Genomic DNA, 20,664 nt, shown 5'->3' with positions numbered 1-20,664 from the left:
GCGGCCGCGGGCAGCGCCCCCAGCGCGCGCCGCGAGCCCGATGCCCCCGCCAGCGCCAATGGCACGGAAAGCGACAACGCCACGGCCGCACCCGAATCCGACGCGCCCGAAACCGCCGCCGAGGCCGCAGCCGACCGCCGGGCCGTGCGTGTGGCCCTCACGCCCGAAACGGCGCTGCTCTCGTCTTCCTTTGCGGGCAACCGCGGCCGGCTGCCCTGGCCCGTGGGGCGTGGGTTTATCAGCCAGCGCTTTGGGCGGCACCCGCACCCGGTGCTGAAAAACGTGACCGTCGAGAACCGGGGCATCGACATCCAGACCGGGGCCGGCGAGGCCGTGCGGGCCTGTTTCGATGGCAAGGTGCTCACCATTGCCAACATCGCCGGCATGAACACCATCGTGATGATTCAGCACGGCGACTTCTTCACGGTGTACGCCAAGCTGCGGTCCGTGAATGTGCACGAAGGCCAGCGCGTGAGCGCCCGGGAAGTCATCGGTACCGTGGCCACCGATGGTGAAGGCACGTCGGAAGTGCAGTTTCAGGTGTGGCACAACTCGGCCAACCTCAACCCGGAAAGCTGGTTGGGCCACCGCTAGCGGGCGCGGCCGGTGGGGCTAGCTCAAAAAAAAACCCGAACCAAAGGTGCGGGTCTTTCTGAGCTATGAAAACAAACTTAGCTGTCGGCAAAAGTGGCCATTAGCCAGCTGCTCCCGATAACCAGAACAAAGGTGGCCGGAGCCGGACCGCCGCCGGAGCGTATTTCGGCGAATCGCCGAATTGGAGCGGCGAACGTTCGATTTGCCTATGCCAGCAGCAGCGCCGTTGGGCTGGCCCGCCGCCTATACCAGATTCAGCCGCCCGAGCAGGCCGGGTTTGTAGGAGCTGCCGATGGGCACCCGCACCGGCAAACGGCTCAGGCTGGCGTCGCGCACGCCATCGAGCAGGGCTACATCGGCCTCGATGGCTACAATGCGGTCGAGCCGCACAATGTATTTGCGGTGCACGCGGGCGAAGTCGCGGACCGGCAGCTTGGTTTCCAGGTCTTTCATGGTACCATACACCGTGAGCCGCTCGCGGGTGGTGTACAGGTTCACGTAGTCGCCCAGGGCCTCGACGTACTGCAGGTCGGCGGTGGCAATGCGCACCAGGCGCTGGTCCTGCTTGACAAAAATTTCCGAACGGGTATTCGCGTAAAGCGAATCGCCGGAGTTGTTGGCCATGCGCAGCACTCCTTCGAGCTTCTGCCGCTCATCTTCGAGCTGAAAGCGGACGCGGCGCAACTCCAGGTGGGCCATCACCTGCCGGGCCAGGATGCGCAAGGCCTCGCGCTGGTCGGTGCTTAGCTCCCGGGGCACGGTGTCGAGCGTGCACAGCGTGCCCAGGGGCTGGCCTTCGGGCGAGAGCAGCGGCGCGCCCGCGTAGAAGCGGATGTTGGGCTCGCCGGTCACGAGCGGGTTGTTGGCGAAGCGGGCATCGGCGGTGGCGTCGGGCACTTCGTACACGTCGCTGGCCCGCATGGCGTACTGGCAGAAGGCGTGCTCGCGGGGCGTTTCGTTGGCGTTCAGGCCCACTTTGGCTTTAAACCACTGCCGTTCCCCGTCAATCAAAGACACCAGCGACATGGGCGTGCCGCAGATAAACGCCGCCAACTGCGTCAGGTCGTTAAATACCGGCTCCGGGGCGGTGTCCAGCACCTGGTAGCTCTGGAGCACATCCATGCGTTCCGGCTCATTTACTTGGCGCAGGGCCGAATCCGCTTGGGTGGTACGCTTGGGTGTGGTCACGTGGTATCGTAAAGTAATGGTGTTTCGGTGCTGGCCCCGGTGGGCCGATAAAGCTCGAAGTGAAAAGGTTACAAAGCTAATGGGTCGGCGGGCGTGGGCCCCCGGATTCCGCTCAACCGCAAACTACGCGCGGCCAACCGGCTCAATTTACCCGCTAAAGCTCGGCTTCATCTGCTAAAACCTTACTATCGGGTATCTTTGAGACTCCAAAAGGTGTTTGGCTACGTATATCTTCCTTTATCACCCTAATCGGGCGCCATCGCCCTCCCGTTCATGCTTCATTCCCTGTTTCTAATCGGTAGCTTCGGAACAACCGAAATGCTGCTTATCCTGTTCGTAGTTATCCTTTTGTTCGGGGCCAAGCGCATTCCTGAGCTGTTCAAAGGTATGGGCCAAGGCGTGCGTGAGTTCAAGGATGCCAGCAAGGTAGACGAGACCCAGCAGCCCCAGTTCCGCGACCAGCCCACGGCTCCGCCCGTGCAGCCGCCTTACCAGCAGCCGTACCAGCAGCAAGGTTATCCCCAGCAAGGCTACCCCCAGCAGGGAGCGCCTCAGCAGGGCTACCAGCAGCCGGTGCCCCCTGTGTACAATCCCAACGACCCAAATAATCAGCCGCGCCAATAAGCGCACTTATTGCTATGCAAACCCCTTTCATCCTCTTCCTAGGCGACATCGGCGGCTCCGAGCTCATGCTCATCATGGTCGTCATCCTCATTTTCTTTGGGGCGAATAAGATTCCTGAGCTGGCGCGGGGCTTGGGCAAAGGCATCCGCGAGTTCAAGGACGCCAGCACCGAAATCCGCCGCGAGTTTGAGCAGGCCGGCCAGCCCACGCCGCCCAACTACACGCAGCCCCAGCCCAACTACAACGCGCAGAACCAGTACCCGACCCCTGCGATACCTCCGGCGCCGGTAGCCGAAACCGGCTCGGGGTTCGACCCCTGGGCAGCCCCAGCCACGGCCTCGATTGCGCCCACGGCCGATGCTGATTACTCTTTCGAGAATAAAACCGACGAGCCCGCCCCGCCCGTGGCGCCTACGCTGCCGCCCAACCTGGCGCCCGAAGGCACCCAGCCCCGGCAGCCCTACATTCCGGCTTCGCCCAATCCCAACGCATAACGCCTTTTCGGCCACCTAATCTGCAAGTAGTTTGAAGCGTTTTCATTCTTTATCCGAAGTTCGTAACGAGCTGGCGGCGGGCACCACGTCCTGCCGGCAGCTCGTTGAGTATTATCTGGGCAACATCGAGCGCCAGCAGCACCTCAACGCCTTCCTGGAAGTGTGGCCCGACGAGGCCCGCACCCAGGCCGATGCCGTGGATGCCAAGCTGGCTGCTGGCACGGCCGGGCCGCTGGCCGGCATGGTCATCGGCATTAAGGACGTGCTGGCATACGCCGGGCACTCGCTGCAAAGCAGCAGCCTGATGCTCGACGGCTTCAAGTCGCTCTTCACCGGCACGGCCGTGCAGCGCCTGCTCGACGCCGACGCCATCATCATCGGCCGGCAGAACTGCGACGAGTTTGCCATGGGCGGTTCGAACGAAACGTCCTACTTCGGTCCGGCCCGCAATGCCGCCGACCCCGACCGGGTGCCCGGTGGTTCATCGGGTGGCTCGGCCGTGGCCGTGCAGGCCGACATGTGCTTGGCTTCCATCGGCTCCGATACCGGTGGCTCGGTGCGCCAGCCGGCCGCATTCTGCGGCGTCGTTGGGCTAAAACCAACGTACTCGCGCATTTCGCGCTACGGCCTGGTGGCGTTTGCGTCGTCGTTCGACCAGATTGGGCCTATCACCCGCTCGGTACAGGACGCCGCGCTGCTTTTGGAGGTAATGGCCGGCCCCGATGGTATGGACAGCACCGCCAGTCAGCGCGAGGTGCCCGCTTACAGCCAGCAGCTCACGCCCGCGCCACACTACCGCATCGGCTACATCGCCGACGCCATCGACAACGAAGGCCTGAACCCCGAAATCAAGGCCGCACTGGAAACCCAGCTGGATATACTGCGCGGCCAGGGCCACGTGGTAGAGGCCGTGGACTTCCCGTACCTGGATTTCATGATTCCGACCTACTACATCCTCACCACAGCCGAAGCCAGCTCCAATCTGGGCCGCTTCGACGGGGTGAAGTATGGCTACCGCGCCCCGGATGCCACGGACTTGGAGTCGCTCTACAAAAAGAGCCGGGCCCAGGGCTTTGGGGCCGAGGTGCAGCGGCGCATTCTGCTGGGCACCTTCGTGCTCAGCGCCAACTACTACGACGCCTACTACACTAAGGCCCAGCGCGTGCGCCGGCTGATTAAGGACAAAACCGACGAGCTGCTGCGCCAGTACGATTTCCTGGTGCTGCCCACCACCCCCACCACGGCCTTCAAAATCGGCGAGAAGCAGGACCCCGTGTCCATGTACTTGGCCGATATTTTCACGGTGCAGGCCTCTCTGGCGGGCGTGCCGGCCATTTCGGTGCCGGTAGGGGAGGATGCCGCCGGCCTGCCCATTGGCTTGCAGGTAATGGCCGGTGCTTTCCGCGAAGCGGAACTGCTGGCTTTTGCCAGCGTGCTTACGGAAGAGGTGCTGGCGTAGAGCCATTTTTGAGCCGACGGCGGGGTGATTGTGGCAGGCCAGATGGCCACCCAGTCACCCCGCTTTACGTTACTGTCTTGTAAAAATTTGAATAGGCATCTCTACAAGTTCTTTACCCTTGCCCTATATTAGTGCTATGAAGCAAGGGATTATGCGAGTGAAAACCATCCGGGGTGGCCGTTTTTGGCTGGCGCTGGTGCTGCCTTGGCTGCTGCTGAAAACGACAGAAACCAGGGCCCAACAAGTACCCAAGCCCAGCGCTGCGGAACCGGTAAACTCCACCATGCCAGCACTGTTGGGCGATACCGTGCGGGTGCGCCTGGAGCTGCAGCCCGATTCGCTGGTGGCGGTGCCTATGGGCCCGGAGGCCATCGACTCGGCGCGCCTGGAGTGGCTGCGCACGCCCCCCACCATGCGCGACCTGGTTTGCGACCGGGTGAGCTGCTTTGAAACCGACGTGCCCCACCAGTTCAACAACTCGGTGATGGCCTACGTGACGCTGTTTACGGCCCGCAACCGCAGCTACCTGCAGCGGGTGCTGGAGCGCGAAAACCTGTATTTCCCCCTCTTCGAGAAGTATCTGGCGCAATACAATCTGCCCCTCGACTTAAAATACCTGGCCGTGGTGGAATCGGCCCTGATTCCCACGGCTAAGTCGCCGGTGGGCGCTACCGGCCTGTGGCAGTTTATGGGCCCCACCGCCGGCGACCTGCGCCTGAAACGCGACGAGTGGATAGACGAGCGGATGGCGCCCGAAAAAGCTACCGAAGCCGCCTGCAAGCACCTGCGCTACCTATATGGCGTGTTTCACGACTGGGAGCTGGTGCTGGCGGCCTACAACTGGGGCGCCGGCAGCGTGCAGCGCGTGATGCGCCGCACCGGCAAAAAGACCTTCTGGGACCTGTACCCCCACATGCCGGCCGAGACGCGCAACTACGTGCCCACCTTCACGGCCATCATGTACAGCATGAAGTACGCCGAAGCCCACGGCTTGCGCACCGCCAACCTGAATTACCAGCGCGCCGAACCCCTGGATACCTTGGGCTTGCGGGGGCAGGCGTTTGATTTGCGCCGCCTGAGCCGGGCCTGTGGGTACGAAGACTCCTTGTACCTCAGCCGCTTCAACCCGGAGCTGCGGCGGGCTGCGCTGCCCGCTGGCTACCGCCCTTACGTGGTGCGGTACCCCGCCGCGGCCGCCGAGCACCTGGGCGATGTCGACCGGGCTACTTTGCTGGACTATTGCCAGCCCACGGAGGCCCTGCCGCAGCCCCTGGCTTTTCTGCCCCCGCGCCTGGAAGGCATGGAGCCGTGGACGAGCCGGCAGCTATTGGCTGCCACTGAAGGCCCGCGCGCCCGGGAGGAAGACGCTGCGCCACGCTTCCGGCGGGTGCCACACAAGGTGCGCCGGGGCGAAACCCTGGCCAGTCTGGCCGAGCGATTTGAGGTAAGCCAGGCGCAGCTGCGCCGGTGGAACGAGCTGCCCAAAGGCCGGCCGCTCAAGCCCGGCAAGCAGCTGGTGATATTTGTACCCCTGCCGGCGCAGCGCACGCCGGTTATGGAAGCAGCCGCTGCGCCCGAGGCCGTTGCCGTCGTTGCGCGGCCAGTGCGCCCGGCCGTATCGGCCGAAGAGCTAGCGGCCCGCAAGGCGCAAGCCGAAGCCAACGCCCGCGAAGTGGCGCGGCTGCAGGATATTGCCCGCCAGGAAAAAGCACAGGAAGCGCGCCTGGTGGCCATTCGGCAGCGGCAAGCCATCAAGCAAGCGGCGGCCGAAGCGCAGGCCCGCGTGGCGGCCCGCCGCCTGGCGCAAGCCCAGGCCGCCGAAGCCGCCGCCGACGATTCCGTGCCGGTTGCGGCCGAGCAGCCCACCGGTGCTTACACCGTGCGCAAAGGCGACAACCTGACCAAATTGGCCCGCCAGCACAATGTGAGCGTGGCCCAACTGGTAGCGTGGAACGAGCTGGATTCGGAAACGGTGGCCGCGGGCCAGCGCTTGGTCTTCGAAGCGCCAGCCGCTGAGGTTGCTCAGGAAGCCCCGCGCAAGCAGGGGAAAGGAGCGGCCAAAGTCGTGGCCGCTACGGAGCCGCAGCGTGCTCCGCTGAAGTCCCTGGGGGCGCCGCAGGTGCATCTGGTGCAGCAGGGCGATACGCTGTTTAATATTTCGCGCCGCTTTGGGGTGAGCGTGAAGGTGCTGCGCGAGCTCAACCACCTCACCTCCGACGAGGTGAAGCTGGGCCAGAAGCTGCTGGTGCCGCAGAGCTAACTGCTTGTAGCGCCGCCGGATAAAAATTAACGTGGCCTTGCCGCGCATTTCGCGCTAATTTCGCCTTACACGGCCGCGCTGCCCGCGCGGCCGTTTTCATTTCCGAAGAAGCCGATGCTGAAAATAAACAAACAGGATGCCCTCAACTACCACTCCCAGGAGCCCGCGGGCAAACTGGAAGTGGTGCCCACCAAACCCATGAGCACGCAGCTCGATTTGGCGCTGGCCTACTCACCCGGCGTGGCCGAGCCGTGCAAGGAGATTGCCGCCAATCCCGATGACGTGTACAAGTACACGGCGAAGGGCAACCTGGTGGCGGTAATAACCAACGGCACGGCCGTGCTGGGCCTGGGCAACATCGGCCCCTCGGCCAGCAAGCCGGTGATGGAAGGCAAGGGCGTGCTGTTTAAGAAATTTGCGGGCTTGGATTGCTTTGACATTGAGATAGACGCCAACGACCCCGACGAGTTTATCCGCATTGTGAAAGCGCTGGAGCCCACGTTTGGCGGCATCAACCTGGAGGACATCAAGGCGCCGGAGTGCTTCCGGATTGAGACCGAGCTGCGGGAGAAGATGAACATTCCGTTGATGCACGACGACCAGCACGGCACGGCCATTATTACGTCGGCCGCGCTGCTGAACGGGCTGGAAGTGGTGGGCAAGAAAATCGACGAAATCAAGCTGGTGGTGAGCGGCGCGGGAGCGGCGGCCGTGTCGTGCCTGCGGCTGTACCTGGCGCTGGGCCTGAATAAGGACAACGTGGTGGTATTCGACAAAGACGGCATCATCAACGCCGCGCGCACCAACCTGGACCCCATCCAGATGCAGTTTGCCACGAGCCGCACCATCACCACGCTGGACGAGGCCATGGAAGGCGCCGATGTGTTTCTGGGCCTCTCGGCGGCCAACGTGCTGCCGGCCGGCCTGCTGCTGCGCATGGCCGCCAACCCCATGGTATTTGCCCTGGCCAACCCCGACCCCGAGGTGAGCTACCAGCTGGCCATGGCCACCCGCGACGACCTCATCATGGCCACCGGCCGCTCCGACCACCCCAACCAGGTGAATAACGTGCTGGGCTTTCCCTACATTTTCCGGGGAGCCATGGACGTGCGCGCCACCGAAATCAACGAGGCCATGAAGCTGGCCGCCGTGCACGCCCTGGCCCACCTGAGCAAGGAGCCCGTGCCCGACATGGTGAACAAGGCCTACGGCGACAACACGCTGGCGTTTGGCCCAACTTACCTGATTCCGAAGCCGCTCGACCCGCGGCTTATCACCACCATCAGCCCTGCGGTCGCGCGGGCGGCCATGGAAAGCGGCGTGGCCCGCCTGCCCATCGAAGACTGGGCGGCCTACGAAGACCAGCTGCGTGCCCGCTTGGGCGTGAACCAGAAGCTGATGAACCGCATGACGTCGGCGGCCAAGGCCAACCCGAAGCGGGTGGTGTTTGCCGAAGCCGACAACTACAAAATCCTGAAAGCAGCTCAGATTCTGCTTGATGAAGGCATCTGCAAGCCGATTCTGCTGGGCCCGCAGGATAAAATCGACTCCATTGCCCGGGCCAACAGCCTGGATTTGGAAGGCTGCGAAATCATTAACATTCTGAAGCAGGACGCCAAGCGCGACGAGTACGCTGCCCTGCTGTACCAGAAGCGCCAGCGCCGCGGCATGACCCTCTACGAGGGCCGCCGCCTGATGCGCGAGCGCAACTACTACGCCGCCATGATGGTGGAAACCGGCGAAGCCGATGCCTGCATCACCGGCCTCACCAAGGATTACGGCAAGAGCATCATTCCGTCGCTGCAGGTCATCGGCACCGAGGAAGGCGTGCGGCGCGTGGCCTCGATGTACATCATTCAGCACAAAAAAGGACCGTACTTCTTCGCCGATACCACGGTGAACATCAACCCGACGGCTGAGGAGATGGTGGAGATTATTGGGCTGACGGCCCGGGCGGTACGCTTCTTCGATACCGAGCCGCGCATGGCCGTTATCAGCTACTCCAACTTCGGCTCCAACTCCGGCACGCTGCCCGAGAAAACCCGCCGCGCCACCGAGCTGGCCAAGGCCCGCTTCCCCAACCTGCTCATCGACGGCGAGATGCAGGCCAACGTAGCCCTGAGCCCGCAATTGCTGCAGGACCACTACAGCTTCAGCCCCCTGGCCGAGAAAGGCGCCAACACGTTGATTTTCCCCAACGTGGAGTCGGGCAACATTGCCTACAAGGTGCTGCAGGAAATTGGCGGCGCCGAGGTCATTGGGCCGGTGCTGATGGGCATGCGCAAGCCGGTGCACATTCTGCAGCTCGGCGCCTCGGTGCGCGACATCGTGAACATGGCCGCCATTGCGGTGGTCGACGCGCAGACGGGCAGTCGGGCACTGTAGAGTAGCCTGCTAAAGGGACGTCATGCCGAGCGTGGCGAAGCATCTTTTCCTCAATACTAACTCTGATGAGTGGCGCGGTAAAGAAGCTTCGGTACGCTCGGCATGACGTTGTTTTTGGCTTCTCGATTTCCTGAACACCGGCCTTATTTAGCCCAATATTTTTGGCTAAAAAGCCAGTATGTTTGGGAAGTAAAAACCCGGCGTTTGTGTTGGTTAACTACTGAAGAGCTTCTTTCCTTCCCTTTTTCCGACCCTATGATAGCTTACCTCGACGGTAAACTCGCTTACAAAGACGCCACCCTCGCCATTGTTGACATATTGGGCGTGGGCTACGAAGTCCGTATTTCGCTGGCCACCTACTCCAAGCTGCCCGCCGAGGGCGCGGCCACCAAGATTTATACTTATCAGCACATCAAGGAAGACGGGCAGACGCTCTATGGCTTCCTCGACCCCAACGAAAAGGCGCTGTTTATGCTGCTCATTTCGGTATCGGGCATTGGGCCGGGCACGGGCATTGTGATGGTGAGCAGCATGAGCGTGGGCGAAATTCGCGAGGCCATTGTGAACGAAAACGTGCGCGCCATCCAGAGCATCAAGGGCGTGGGACCCAAGACGGCCCAACGCGTGATACTTGAGCTAAAAGACAAGCTGCGCAAGGACGAACTGCTGGCCAAAGCCGGCGTGGACACCGTTCCGCTGGCTCGCCAACACAATACGCGCCGCTCGGAAGCGTTGCAGGCCTTGGTTACCCTGGGCTTTGCAAGGGCCGCTGCTGAGAAGAATCTGGACCAGATTCAGCATAAGCACGGCGGTGAACTGAGCGTAGAGGAAATGATTAAGTTTGCTTTGAAGTCGCACTGAGTTTGGGCGAACTTTCGGGTTCGTGCCACCGAACGGGTTATCTCGGCCGACTTTGCTACCTTATTGAACTGCCGTGCCTGGCGTGGGCCCTTTAGCCCACGCCATTATACCCTTATCCCGCTTGAAAATCGGTCAAAAGTTACTCCCTGCGTCAGTTGTTGCGGTCGCGTCCTTGCTCGCGTGGTGGGCTCAGGCTACTCCCGTGGGTGGCGTGCGCCTGGCGGGGGCGTGGCTCCGGGCCAGCCGCGTGCTGGCCGCCGATACGCCGCGGCCGGTGCGGCCGGCGGTGGATACCACGGGGCCGTACAAGCCCAGCCGCCGCCCGCGGGTGCGGGCCCAGGACCGCCCCGGCAGCCCCTTTGGCCTGCGCCGCCGCGAGTCGCCGCTGGTGCTGCCGCTGCCCAAGAACGTGAAGCTCGACGTTGCGGTGGACGACAGCCTGAAGCAGTTCGACGTCAAAGAAAAAGTAGGGGCTAATATCGACTACCGCGACCCCAGCGTGCTCAGCTTTAAGGAGTACGAGGAATTTCAGCGGCAGCAGGCCATTCGCGACTATTACCGGGCCAAGGCCAAGGGTGGCATCACGGGGCCAGCGGCCGCGGCGGGCACGCCCCAGGCCCAGCGCCTTATCCCGAAGATTTACCTGGGACCCATTGCCAACCGCATTTTTGGGGGCAGCTACGTCGACATCCGGCCCGCGGGCTCGGTCACGCTCAAGTTTGGCGCGCGCTTCAACAAAAACGAGAACCCGGCCCTCACGCTGCGCCAGCAAAAAGTGGGCGACTTCCTGTTTGAGCAGAACATCAACGTCAACCTGACCGGGGCCATCGGCACCAAGCTCAAGCTGGTGTTCAACTACGACACCAAGGCGTCGTTCGACTTCGACAACCAGATGAAGTTCGACTACGCCGGTGAGGAAACCGACATCGTGCGCAAGGTGGACCTGGGCAACGTGAGCCTGCCGCTGACCAACTCGCTGGTGCAGGGCGGGCAAAACCTGTTCGGCATCAAAACCCAGCTGCAGTTTGGCAAGCTGGGCGTGACGGCCGTGGCCGCCACCGTGCGCGGCACCGCCGACGAGGTGCGCATCCAGAACGGGGCGCAAAACCGGCAGTACGAAATCAAGGCCAGCCAGTACGAGCGGGACCGGCACTTCTTCCTGTCGCAGTTTTTCCGCGAGCGCTACGACCAGGCCCTGCGCAACCTGCCCACCATCCAGAGCGGCGTGTCCATCACGCGCCTGGAGGTGTACGTGACCAACGACAACCGCACCACCGAGAACCTGCGCAACGTGGTGACGCTGATGGACCTGGCCGAGCCCTTCCGGCTGTACCAGGACAAGTACCGCCAGGGCAGCCCCAGCGCCCAGGCCCCGGCCAACAACGACGCCAACCTGGAGTACCGCACCATCACGGGCGCCGGGGCCGCGGCCCGCGACAACCTGGGCGTGGACAACTTCCTGCAGATAGGGCAGGGCCTGACCAAGAACGTGGACTTTGAGCGGGTGCGGGCCCGCAAGCTCGACCCGCGCGAATACACCTACAACGCGCAGCTCGGCTACCTGTCCTTGAATACGGCGCTGCTGCCCGACCAGGTGCTGGGCGTGAGCTACGAGTACCTCTACAACGGCAAGACCTACAAGGTGGGCGAGACGGCCAGCGACTACGGCAACGTGAAGGAGGACGAGGTTATTTTCCTGAAGATGCTGCGGGCCAGCAACCCCGGCGTGGGCATTGCCGACCCCGCCAAGAACCCGCAGAACCCGAACCTGCGCACCCGCAACACGCCGACCTGGGATTTGATGATGAAAAACATCTATCCCCTGAACGCCTCGCAGCTGCAGCGCGACAACTTCCAGCTGCAAATCATTTACAAAGACGACGCGACCGGGGTCGACCTGATTTCGCTGAAGGAAGGCGCGCGCATTGCCAACCGCCCGCTGATTGAGGTGCTCAACCTCGACCACGTGAACTCCAACAACGACCGCAACCCGGACGGCAACTTTGACTACTTCCCCGGCATCACCATCGACCCGGAGCTAGGCAAAATCATCTTCCCGAATATTGAGCCGTTTGGCTCCTACCTGCAAACCCAGCTGGTGGGCGAAACCGACCTGATTGACCGGTACGTGTACTCGGAGCTGTACAACCAGACCCAGAGCGACGCGCAGCAGCGGCAGGAAAAGGACAAGTTCTTCCTGCGCGGGCGCTTCCAGGGCGGGGCCGGCTCCGACGAAATCAGCCTGCCCGGCATTGGCATTGCGCAGGGTTCGGTGCGGGTGCGCTCGGGCTCTACGCTACTCACCGAAGGCGTGGACTACCAGGTGTTTTATGACCAGGCCAAGGTGAAAATCCTGAACCCGGCCTACCTGAACTCGGCCAACGAGCTGCGGGTCGAGTTTGAGAAAAATGCCCTGGTGCAGGTGCAGCCGCGGAAGCTGGTGGGCGTGCGCATGGATTACCGGCTCAACAAGGACGTGAACATCGGCGGCACGGCCCTGCACTTGCTGGAAAACCAGGCCCCGGGCATCAACCGCGTGAACATCGGCGACGAGCCGGGCAACAACACCATTATTGGGCTGGATGGCAGCATCCGCAAGGACAGCCGGGTGCTGACCAAGTACCTCGACATGCTGCCGTTTATCTCGACCAAGGAGATTTCGACCATTGCCTTCAGCGGGGAGTTTGCCAAGCTGCTGCCGGGCCGCTCGCAGCTGGGCAACGGCGAAAACGGCGTGTCGTACATCGACGACTTCGAAAACGCCCGCACGCCCTACACCCTCGGTGGGCTGGCCTCCATTCCGGCGTGGCGCCTGGCTTCCACGCCGCTGCCCGTGAAGGGCAGCACCGCCGTGGGCTTGGCCTACAACTACCAGCGCGCCAAGCTGGCCTGGTACACCGTGGACCAGAGCTACTACACCGGCGGCCAGAACGTACCCGGCAACATCGGCACGGCCGACCTGGCCAACCACTACACCCGCGGCGTGAAGCGCGACGAGGTGTTCCCGAACAAGGACCTGGGCTCGACCGGCAACGGCTACGAGTACACGTTTGACATGGCCTACTACCCCGGCGAGCGGGGCCCCTATAACTACAACCCCAACATCCAGACCGACGGCAAGAAGTTTACCGGCGCCGAGCGGCCCGAGGACAAGTTCGGCGGCATCAGCAGGGCCATTACGTTCGATACCGACTTCGACAACGCCAACATCGAGTACCTGGAGTTCTGGATGATGGACCCGTTCCTGAAGGCGACCAACCCCAACGCGCCGGCCTCGCGGGTGAACATCACCGACCAGGACGGCAACGACCAGGCCAACACCACCGGCGGCGACCTGCTCATCAACCTCGGAAACGTGAGCGAAGACGTGCTGAAGGATGACAACCAGCACGAGTTTGAAAACGGCCTGCCCACGTCCGACGACCCGCAGGAGATAGCCGACAACAGCAAGGCCACCGTGTGGGGCCGCGTGACCAAGCAGCAGTTTCTCACCGATGCCTTCAACGCGGCGCCCGGCGCCCGGGCCCGGCAAGACGTGGGCCTCGACGGCGTGAACGACGCCAACGAAAAGGCCCAGCCCCAGTTTGGCCCGCAGTACACCGCCCTGCCCGACCCCTCCGGCGACGACTTCCGCCACCACCTCGACCCCAGCTACGACCAGGCCAACGCCAAGATTCTGGGCCGCTACAAGAACTACAACGGCTACGAGGGCAACTCCAACGAAAACGACCAGCGCAGCTCCACCGCCTACCCCGACAAGGAAGACCTGAACCGCGACAACGTGGTGCAGGAAGTGGAGCGCTACTACGAATACAAAATCTCGCTGCGCCCGCCCACGGTGCCCGGGGGCGGCCTGGAAGTGGGCCAGAACTTCATCATCGACAAGGTGACGAACAAGGACGAGCGCACCAACGGCGACGAAGTGACCTGGTACCAGTTCCGCATACCGATTCGGGAGGGCTACACCGTGCGCGGGGCCACCCAGGAGTTCGGCTTCAAGTCCATCCGCTTTCTGCGCATGTACATGACCGGCTGGCAGCAGCCGGTGGTGCTGCGCCTGGTGCAGCCGCAGTTCGTGGCCAACCAGTGGCGCCGCTTCCTCTACCGCATCGTGGACACCCGCCAGGGCAACCAGCCGCCGGTGGGCCAGCTCACCGACGCCGACGCCTTCAACATTTCGACGGTGAGCGTGGAGGAAAACGGCCTTTCCTATAACCCCAAGGGCGCTGCGTCGGGCAAAATCCCCTACATCTCGCCGCCCGGCATCCTGCGCGACAAGGAGTACGGCAGCAGCAGCACCTCGCGCCTGCAAAACGAGCAAAGCCTGCGCCTCTCGGTAACCAACCTGCGCGACGGCTACGCCAAGGCGGCCTACAAGAATCTTAGCATCAACATGCTGCGCTACAAGCGCCTGCGCCTGTTCCTGCACGGCGACTCGGAAGACGCCAGCCTGACCGACAAGGACGTGCAGGCCTTTATCCGCATCGGTACCGACTACACCCAGAACTACTACCAGTACGCGCTGCCGCTGAAGCTCACGCAGCCCGGCAAAACCAGCCAAGACGATGTGTGGCCCACCGAGAACCGCATCGACGTGTCGTTTCAGGATTTTATCGACGCCAAATCGGAGCGCAACCGGCAGATAAACCCCAACCTGCTGATTCCCTACACCAAAACGCTGCCCAACGGCGGCACCATCACGGTGGTGGGCAACCCCGACTTCTCGGCGGTGCAGGGCGTGATGATTGGCATGCTCAACCCCACCGGCGACGCCAACAACCCCAGCACCAGCTCCATCACGGCCAACCTGTGGGCCGATGAGTTCCGGGTGTTTGACTTTGAGCAGCAGGCCGGCTACGCCGCCACCGCCCGGCTCAACGTGAAGATGGCCGACGTGGCCAACGTGACGGCCACGGGCAGCTACACCAGCGTGGGCTTCGGCGGGCTGCAGGACAAGGTGCAGCAGCGCTCCATCGACGACGCCTTCCGCGGCGACTTGCAGGCTACCGTGGCGGCCGAGAAGTTCCTGCCCCAGCAGCTGCAGCTGCGCGTGCCCGTGCTGCTGCAGCTGGGCCACGAAAGCCGCGCGCCGCTATACGACCCGCTCGACCCCGACACCAAGCTGGAGCAAAGCCTACAGAAGTTCGTGGACAAGGACAAAAAGATTGACGCCACCGCGCAGGCCGAGTACCGCAAAAAGGTGATTGACCAAACCACCAGCCGCAGCATCTCGGTGCTGAACGTGCGCAAGGAGCGCGGCCCCGGCAAGCCCGGTGCCCCGGCCGCCACCCCCAAGCCCTGGGACGTGGAAAACCTAGCCGTGAGCTACTCCCTCACCGACCGCCTGCACTCCGACATCCGCACTGAGCGCGACTACACCAAGGCCTACACCGCCGCCCTGGCCTACGTGTACCAGACCACGCCCAAGAACTACACGCTCCTGAGCAAGGTGAAGGCCCTGGATAACCCGTACCTGAAGATTTTCCAGGACCTGAACTTCACGCCCCTGCCCTCGCGCTTCTCCTTCCGCACCGACCTGGACCGGCGCTACAACGAGCGGTTTCTGCAGCGCAGCCTGCAGCCGGGCACCCTGCCCAGCAGCGAAGGCATTGCGCCCGTGATTCAAAAATCGTTCTTCATCAGCCGCATCTATGACCTGAAGTGGGACCTGACCAAGAGCCTGATTTTTGACTACACCGCCACCAACCGCGGCGTGATAGACGAAGGCCGCGGCCGCAGCATCGGAGACAGCCCCGATGCCATTCGCAACGACAGCCTGCGTAAGCGCAACCTGCTGCGCGGCGGCCGCACCATCAACTTCAACCAGGTGGCTTCGCTCACGTACCGGCTGCCGCTGGACAAGTTCCCGCTCACCGACTGGATAAGCGCCGACACCCGCTACTCGGCCAACTATACCTGGCAGGCGTCGTCGGCGTCGTTGCGGGCGCCGCGGTACCCGGTGCCCACCGGCGACGAAGCCAAGGATACCCTGACCTACGCGCTCCAGCTGGGCAACACCGTGCAGAACAACGCCGAAGTGAGCGCCAACGGCCGCATCGACCTGGTGAAGCTCTACAACAAGGTGCGGTTCCTGAACATCATCAACAACGCGCCGCCGCCCGCCGCCCGGCCCCAGCTCCAGAACCAGGCCCAGCCCAGCGAAGGCGGCCAGCGGCAAGCCGCCGCGCCGGCCGACACCACGAAGGAGAAAAACCGCTTTGTGAAAGCCGTGCTTCGCTCGCTGATGACGGCCCGCTCCATCAACTTCACCTACGTGCGCACCAATGGCACGCTGCTGCCCGGCTACCTGCCCAAAACCCACCTCTTTGGCCTCGACCAGGACCTGACCGCGCCGGGCGTGCCCTTCATCCTGGGCAAGCAGTACGGCCTCGACGACTTGTACACCCGCGCCCGCGACAACGGCTGGTACACCCAAAACAGCGAGTACCTCAACACGCCCCTGAGCTCGTTGCTCACCGAGACCTTCACGGTGCGCACGGCCCTGGAGCCCTTCCGCGGCTTCAACATCCAGGTGGACGCCCGCCGGCAGCTGGCCCGCAACAAAGAAGTGTACTACCGCACCCTGCTCGACTCGGTGCTGCTCACGCCCGTGGTGGACCCCCGCACCGGCCGCTTTGTGCTGGCCGACCACCCGCTGCTGGGCACCGGCTCGTTCCAGACCTCTACCATCACCATCCAGACCTTGTTTGGCGACCTGGGGGCCAACGGGGAGACGTCCAAGGCCTTTAGCCAGTTTGTGAAAAACCGGGCGTTTGTGCGCCAGCGCCTGGCCTCGGCCAACCCCGCTTCGGGCAACCCCGAGGCAGGCTACGGGTTCAATTCGCAGGAAGTGCTGGTGCAGAGCTTTATCGATGCCTACCACGGTCGGTCGTCCGACGGCTACCAGGCCAAGAAGTTCGACCCGTTTGCGATGTTCCCGCTGCCCAACTGGCGCCTGGATTACAACGGCTTTGCCGACCTGCCGCTCATCAAGCGCTACTTCTCCTCGTTTACGCTCAACCACGCCTACTCGTCTACCTACAGCGTGGGCAGCTACACCACGTCCACGGTCTACCAGTCCGACTTCAATCCCGATAACCAGTTCCCCAACCGCCTGAACACGGCGGGCCAGTTCATTCCGTATTACGTGGTGGGCCAGGTGAGCATTATCGAGCGCCTCTCGCCGCTGGTGGGGGTCAACTTCCAGACCGTGAGCCGGGCCACGGGCCGCCTCGAGTACCGCACCGACCGGGCCGTGGTGCTGAACACCACCAATGCCCAGATAACCGAGCTGTACACCAACGAAATTGTGCTGGGCCTGGGCTACGCTACCAACAGCCTCAAGCTGCCCTTCCGGGTGAAGGGCGAGCAGCGGGTGCTGCGCAACAACCTCACCGCCCGCCTCGACCTGAGCATTCGCGACAACATCACGGTGCAGCGCAGCATTCTCGACGTGGTGGACCCCACCGGCCCCGGCGACCCCGGCCAGGTGGGCCGCGCCGAAGGCCAGATTACGAACGGCTCCAGAACCTTCCAGCTGCGCCCCACCATCGACTATTTGCTGAACACCCGGCTCAACCTGCAGCTCTACTACAGCCAGACCATCACCACGCCGCGCATCAGCAACGCCTTCCGCAACTCGGCCACCGAAGGCGGCGTGCAGCTGCGCTATAGCCTCACGCAGTAAAGTTGAGCTGGCAAGGCCGGCGGGTGGGAGCCAGGCGAGCTGGTCCCACCCGCGGCTTGGGCCAAAACAATTTCGGCTCAGGCGTCTTCCCCAAGGATGGATTGCCTAATTTTGGCTCAACCTATCCGTACACCTCACCACCCCACCATTTTCTATGAACCTGCCCGCCACCCTGCACTACACCAAGGACCACGAATGGATTCGCGTTGAAGGCGATGTCGCCTACGTTGGCATCACCGACCACGCCCAAAAAGAGCTGGGCGACATCGTGTACGTCGACATTGACACGCTCGACAAGGAAGTGGCCCGGCACGACGTGTTTGGCACCGTGGAGGCTGTGAAAACCGTTTCGGACCTGTTCAGCCCCATCACCGGCACCGTGCTGGAAGTGAACAACAAGTTGGCCGACTCCCCCGAAACCGTGAACTCGGACCCCTATGGCGATGGCTGGATGGTGAAGATTTCCATTGCCAACCCCGAGGAGCTGAAAGACCTGCTGACCGCCGAAACCTACGGCGAGCTGGTAGGCGCTTAAGCCCGGCCGTTCGGCCCGCTTTGTCTATGCTACCCCTCGGCAAGCCGGAGCGGCCGGCCCCACGCCCGTATGCGTCCCTCCCACTGGGTTGGGCCGCCGTGGTGCTGGTGCTCACCCTCACGCCCGCCGATAAGATGCCCGTCACGCCCGTGTGGGAGCTGTTGTCGTTCGACACAGCCGCCCACGCGGGCGTGTTTTTGGTGCTGGCCGGGTTGAGCTGGTTTTCGCTGCGGCGGCAGCGCCGCTGGCCGGCGCTGGCCCTCCGCGCCGGGCGGGCCGCGCTGCTGGGCAGCATCGTATTCGGTGGGCTGATTGAGGTGCTGCAATACAACATGGCCCTGGGCCGCCACGGCGAATGGACCGACTTGCTGAGCGACGCCATCGGCGCCGCCTTGGCGGTGGGTGTAGCCACGGCCGGGGCGGCCCGCCTGGCCCGCCGCTCGCCGCTCCGGTTTCCAGCTTGGGTTGGGCTGCTGCTGGCCGGCGCGGCGATTGGCGCCCGGCCCGCGCCGGCGGCAGCTCAGGACCTATTCCGAGCGCGCCGCACCATCGCGAAGCTGGCCTCGCCGGAATTGCACGGCCGGGGCTACGTGCAGCAGGGCGAGCATAAAGCGGCCGCCTACCTGCGGGGGCGCTTGCGTGAATTGAAGCTGCAGCCGCTGGCTCAGGATTATACCCAGCCGTTTACGTTGGATGTGAATACCTTTCCGGGGAAGCTACAACTCGATGTATTGCCCTCCGGCCCCGTTCGCGGGAAGCCTCAGCCCAGGCATCTGCAGCCGGGCCGGGACTTTATCGCCGCTCCCAATTCGGGTAGTGGCAAGCTGGATTGGGGCAGCCGGCTGGTGCGGCTCGATACGCTGGCCTTCACAGATTCCCTGGTACGCCAACGCAGCATAGCTCAACTTACCCGCCTGCCAGGGGCTGTGCTGCTCACAGCGCGCGACGAAAGCCAGCTGGCCCACTGGCCGGCCCTACGCCAGGCCCTGGAAACGGCCGCCGCCCGCATCACGCTCGTGCCCAAGCTGACGGCCTCGTTGGCCAGTGGGCAAAGCGCCCAGGTAAAGCTGCTGGCCCTGCCCACCGCGGCCGACTGGCCGGCGGCGACCACCGAGCCGAACCAGATGAAAGGCGTGCATCTGGAAGTCGAGGCTAAGTTGATTCGCCAGTACCCAACCCAGAACCTCGCCGCCATCGTGCGCGGCAGCGCCCAGCCCGATTCGTTCCTGGTGGTGACGGCGCACTACGACCACCTAGGCATGATGGGCAAAAGCACCTACTTCCCCGGGGCCAACGACAATGCCAGCGGCGTGGCCCTGCTGCTGGAGCTGGGCGCGCACTACGCCCGCCCCGAAAACCGGCCCGCCTACTCGGTGGTCTTTCTCCTATTTGGGGCCGAAGAAGCCGGGCTGCTGGGCTCCTCCTACTTTGTGGCGCATCCGCTGTTGCCGCTCAAGAGCATCAAGTTTCTGGTGAACCTGGACTTGCTGGGCACCGGCGAGCAGGGCGCCACCGTCGTCAACGGCAAAGTGTTTGAGGTGCCCTACCAGCGCCTGCTGGCGCTCAACGAGGCCCACCACTACCTGCCTGCGCTGAGCGCCCGCGGCCGCGCTGCCAACTCCGACCACTTTCCCTTCTCCGAGGTCGGCGTGCCCGCCTTTTTCATCTACACGCGCGGCGGGAGCACCGCGTACCACGATGTAAACGACCGGCCGGAAGCGTTGTCGTTGGCAGGCTTTGCTGGGGCGTTTGGCCTCGTGCGCGACTTCCTGAACGAGCTGGGCGCCGCCCGATAACGCACAAAAAAAGCCCCTGCAGTGGCTGCAGGGGCTTTTAGCTAACGAATAATTATATCGAGTGGGGTTGCTTAGCCTTTGGCTTTCACCGACAGCATGATTTGCTTGGCGATGGGCTCCCATTCGGGCTTCTGGCGGTCGGCGCAGTTGAAGGTGCAAATCATCAGTTTGCCTTCCACATCGGTGAAGAACACCAGCGTGTAGACTTCGTGGCCCATCTCCGGCTTCATGAATTCCATGTAGCCCACCTTGCGGTTGTTGATGTTTTTCACGCCGTCGCCAAACCAGGTGGCGTCTTTGTATTGCTTGTGGTAGGTCTTGCCAAACGAGGCGGCGTAGATGTCGACCATGTCCTGGTCGGCGTCGTTGTCGCTGTAGTTGAAGGCCAGGCTCACCAGGTTGTTGTTGGTGAAAATAACGCTCGGGCGGCTCTGGGCTTTGGCATAGGCGAAGTCCATCTGCTCTTCGGTCATCACCTCGAAGCCTTTGGGAATCAGGATTTCCACCCGCTCGCTTAGCACGCGCTTCTTAACCAGCTCAATTTCGGATGCCGGACGCGCAGCCGTAAGTAACAGTCCCAGGATACAGAGTAGAAGTGTAGATTTCATACTAAAGGGGATAAAAAGTGAGTAACTAAAAAGCCTTTGTTAGACCCAAGTTAGATACAATAATCAGGTATCCAACTTTTCGAACACAAATATTGCAATTATTTTTTAAAGTGCCGGAGCTGACCCAGCCTTTTTATCAATAACAGCTTAAGATTCGGTGGGTTGTAAATAGT

General features: G+C 62.9%; 12 protein-coding genes. 10 read left to right on the top strand and 2 right to left on the bottom strand.

Annotation, left to right across the window (positions count from 1 at the left end):
* A partial coding sequence (locus tag LJ738_RS15310; protein WP_227787266.1) for a murein hydrolase activator EnvC family protein occupies window positions 1–594 on the top strand: 594 nt, incomplete at its 5' end.
* 243 nt (window positions 595–837) lie between these two features.
* Here LJ738_RS15310 and LJ738_RS15305 read toward each other — a convergent pair.
* Window positions 838–1,782 (bottom strand): GAF domain-containing DNA-binding protein, encoded by a 945-nt coding sequence (locus LJ738_RS15305; protein WP_227787265.1) that lies wholly within the window; start codon window positions 1,780–1,782, stop codon window positions 838–840.
* Between the two features lie 273 nt (window positions 1,783–2,055).
* Here LJ738_RS15305 and tatA point away from each other — a divergent pair, with 273 nt between their 5' ends.
* The 9 genes from tatA (at window position 2,056) to LJ738_RS15260 (ending at window position 19,883) form a co-directional block, all read left to right on the top strand.
* Complete coding sequence (tatA, locus tag LJ738_RS21530) at window positions 2,056–2,406, top strand: twin-arginine translocase TatA/TatE family subunit (protein ID WP_317206806.1); 351 nt, start codon at window positions 2,056–2,058, stop codon at window positions 2,404–2,406.
* A 14-nt stretch (window positions 2,407–2,420) separates the two neighbouring features.
* The gene (locus LJ738_RS21525; protein WP_317206805.1) at window positions 2,421–2,900 is read left to right on the top strand and encodes a Sec-independent protein translocase subunit TatA/TatB; all 480 of its coding nucleotides are present in this window, start codon (window positions 2,421–2,423) and stop codon (window positions 2,898–2,900) included.
* 31 nt (window positions 2,901–2,931) lie between these two features.
* The gene (gene gatA, locus LJ738_RS15290; RefSeq protein ID WP_227787264.1) at window positions 2,932–4,359 is read left to right on the top strand and encodes an Asp-tRNA(Asn)/Glu-tRNA(Gln) amidotransferase subunit GatA; all 1,428 of its coding nucleotides are present in this window, start codon (window positions 2,932–2,934) and stop codon (window positions 4,357–4,359) included.
* 136 nt (window positions 4,360–4,495) lie between these two features.
* Window positions 4,496–6,619 carry a LysM peptidoglycan-binding domain-containing protein gene (locus tag LJ738_RS15285; protein ID WP_227787263.1) on the top strand — a complete coding sequence of 708 codons (2,124 nt, stop codon included), beginning with the start codon at window positions 4,496–4,498 and terminating at the stop codon, window positions 6,617–6,619.
* 114 nt (window positions 6,620–6,733) lie between these two features.
* Window positions 6,734–9,004, top strand: a complete 2,271-nt coding sequence (locus LJ738_RS15280; protein WP_227787262.1) for an NADP-dependent malic enzyme — start codon at window positions 6,734–6,736, stop codon at window positions 9,002–9,004.
* Window positions 9,005–9,259: 255 nt separating this feature from the next.
* Window positions 9,260–9,865: a Holliday junction branch migration protein RuvA gene (ruvA, locus tag LJ738_RS15275; RefSeq protein WP_068190782.1), complete on the top strand. Its 606-nt coding sequence runs from the start codon at window positions 9,260–9,262 to the stop codon at window positions 9,863–9,865.
* Window positions 9,866–10,037: 172 nt separating this feature from the next.
* On the top strand, window positions 10,038–17,552 hold the full coding sequence (sov, locus tag LJ738_RS15270; RefSeq protein WP_227787261.1) for a T9SS outer membrane translocon Sov/SprA: 7,515 nt from the start codon (window positions 10,038–10,040) through the stop codon (window positions 17,550–17,552).
* Window positions 17,553–17,706: 154 nt separating this feature from the next.
* On the top strand, window positions 17,707–18,087 hold the full coding sequence (gcvH, locus tag LJ738_RS15265) for a glycine cleavage system protein GcvH (protein ID WP_227787260.1): 381 nt from the start codon (window positions 17,707–17,709) through the stop codon (window positions 18,085–18,087).
* A gap of 26 nt (window positions 18,088–18,113) precedes the next feature.
* Window positions 18,114–19,883, top strand: a complete 1,770-nt coding sequence (locus LJ738_RS15260) for a M28 family peptidase (protein WP_227787259.1) — start codon at window positions 18,114–18,116, stop codon at window positions 19,881–19,883.
* Window positions 19,884–19,954: 71 nt separating this feature from the next.
* On the opposite strand, the gene LJ738_RS15255 is transcribed toward LJ738_RS15260, so the two are convergent.
* Window positions 19,955–20,491: a hypothetical protein gene (locus LJ738_RS15255; protein WP_157780938.1), complete on the bottom strand. Its 537-nt coding sequence runs from the start codon at window positions 20,489–20,491 to the stop codon at window positions 19,955–19,957.
* Window positions 20,492–20,664 lie beyond the last annotated feature (173 nt).

The organism is Hymenobacter plasmatis, from assembly GCF_020711255.1.
In the GTDB taxonomy this organism is placed as follows: domain Bacteria; phylum Bacteroidota; class Bacteroidia; order Cytophagales; family Hymenobacteraceae; genus Hymenobacter.
This window is presented reverse-complemented; position numbering and strand designations above follow the sequence as displayed.